This window comes from Kaistella haifensis DSM 19056 (assembly GCF_000735695.2).
GTDB classification, from domain to species: domain Bacteria; phylum Bacteroidota; class Bacteroidia; order Flavobacteriales; family Weeksellaceae; genus Kaistella; species Kaistella haifensis.
Genome location: NZ_JASZ02000071.1, coordinates 1 through 2,160, shown reverse-complemented (window position 1 = coordinate 2,160; position 2,160 = coordinate 1). Strand labels below are relative to the sequence as shown.

At 28.9% G+C, this 2,160-nt stretch carries 3 protein-coding genes and 1 pseudogene; 1 reads left to right on the top strand and 3 read right to left on the bottom strand.

Features of this window, described 5'->3' with window-relative positions; genetic code table 11:
• Positions 1-200, top strand: a 200-nt coding sequence (locus AP75_RS13805; RefSeq protein WP_139175304.1) for a transposase, incomplete at its 5' end; no start/stop codon positions are given.
• Here the strand turns inward: AP75_RS13805 and AP75_RS13800 are convergent.
• The 3 genes and pseudogenes from AP75_RS13800 to AP75_RS14430 form a co-directional block, all read right to left on the bottom strand.
• A complete protein-coding gene (locus tag AP75_RS13800; RefSeq protein WP_088264993.1) occupies positions 197-871 on the bottom strand; it encodes a hypothetical protein in 675 nt (224 codons plus the stop codon). The genes AP75_RS13805 and AP75_RS13800 overlap by 4 nt on opposite strands.
• An 87-nt stretch (positions 872-958) precedes the next feature.
• Complete coding sequence (locus AP75_RS13795; RefSeq protein WP_031501601.1) at positions 959-1,624, bottom strand: hypothetical protein; 666 nt, start codon at positions 1,622-1,624, stop codon at positions 959-961.
• A gap of 323 nt (positions 1,625-1,947) precedes the next feature.
• Positions 1,948-2,160, bottom strand: a pseudogene (locus AP75_RS14430) (hypothetical protein); the annotation flags it as partial.

Below are 2,160 nucleotides of genomic sequence, written 5' to 3'. Positions count from 1 at the left end.
CTTATCTAATCAATGTGGTGATGAGAAATGATGAAAAGAAAACAGATTTTAAGCCCTTTTCTAAAAGATGGATTATTGAACGGACATTTTCCTGGTTTGATAACGACAGGAGATTATGCAGGAATTACGAATTACTAATGGAAAATTCTGAAAATATGGTAAAATTATCCGCTATAAAAAATTTATTGAATAAAATTTAAACAGGCTCAATAGTAATATCAATAACTTTTTTTTCGATTTCAGATAATGCAAAATATCCGTTTAGTCCATAGAATATAAAATCGGGAAATTTTATAGGTGCTAAAGTGTTGTAGTCATAGTTTGGATCCTGAGAATAGTAAATATTGTGATCAACATACTCTATTTGATTAAAATTACTTTCAATGTTTGCTGTCAAACCATCAATTAAGCACTGATAGGTGAAATTTTTGATAAAAAAGAGTTTATATAAAAAATCAGAATGTTCTATTAATCTTATTTGTTCATCTGATTTTTCTGAAGTAGCTGGAATAGTCCAAAATCCATCAGTATCTTCATATCTAAAAAACAAATGTGTGCTAAATAAATTAATCAAATTAATAATTTTATCTAATTTTGTCATCGCAGTCGCCAAAAGCTCATGAGCATCTTTATCATATAAATCTCCTGCAAATGAGAAGTCCTTTTTTGGTATCACCCATTCCCTTTCTTCAATCTTAAATTCTATAATGACAGGATAATGTTTATATCTTTTCACATTTTTAAGAGCATCATGCTGTAAAGGATAAATTTGAAATTCATCTGTATATCTAAAAAAGCCTTCCAGTTTTGTTTTAGTGAAAATCACTGATTTATAATATTTCATTTCTGCATTATTTTGTGTTAATGTCATTTTATTTTTTTAAGTCAATATTTTGGATAGTTATTAGTTTTTAATTAGAGGAAATCTGCTGAAACAGTTATAGGCACTATTTTATTATTATTCAATTTCAACAGCACGAACGTAATCAAAGTAAAGTTGACGGAGACGTCCTTCAAGTCTCAATTCTAGTAAAGAGTTTTGATTAAGATCATTTGCTTTATCAATGCTTCCAAATACTAATGCTCGTAATTTTTCAACATTTATATGAGTTGTATATTTCTCAGGGTCAGTGTCTAATGTTGCATAGTTACTATTCCATTCAATTTCGGCATCTTGATATATGCCTTCAATTTCAATGTTGTAGCGGAATTTGTAAAACTTATTTTTGAATTTATCGAAAGATGTTAAGCTTAAATTATGTAAAAGTCCATTTCTTAATGCGTAAAGCACATCAATTAATTTATCATCTTCTACTAGTTCAGAAAAATTTACTAGAGCCCTTTTGATACCATTAGCATATCGAGGTTTAATTTTGTCTTTTCTATCGTAGCAAATTCCCAATTGATCTAAAATGGCGCACAATGAGAGATAGGGCATCAGTTGTTTGCTTGCCTCGTTTACTAAAGCATGACAAATATTTTGATAGATAAATGACAGTGTTGAACGGAGCTGATAATTTTTAACAAATATTGGAGAATTGCTCGTTGAAAGATGAACGAAAGCCATTTCTTCAAAGGTTAGTTCATCTATTCTCTTTTTAAGAAGTTGAATTGAAGTAATCATGGAATATTTAATAGTTTTCTCTAAATATACAAAATTCTAATGTGTTAATATTAGTTTGCGCATAGTCGGAAAGTCGAAGGCATTAAAGAATAAAATCTTTACATTTCTGAAGAAGAATTTATTGATTCTTTTCTATAATTGTATAAAGTTTAACACTTTTAGAATATGTCATTTTATAGCGAAATGTTGATTTTGAGACCAGCAGAGTTGTAAATGTTGCAATTCTACAAAAAAATTTATGATGCAGGTTCATTATACAGCTGGCACTATTTCTTCCTATGCTTATGTAGTACAATATTATTTTAGATTTAGATAGTCGTTCCTTAACAAAACCCACTATTTAATTTATTTTTAAAAACAGGATTAGAAAACAGCATAATTTGTATCTTACAAAATAAGAAAATAATTTTCTGTTTCAGTAGTTCCATCATTTTCTTCATGTTCCAAGCGGTTGCAGCTAGTAATGCATTGATTTGTGGTCCCGTTTCTCCGATGAAGTAATTTTTTGCCAGCCTAAAATCGGTTTTTAAATGTCC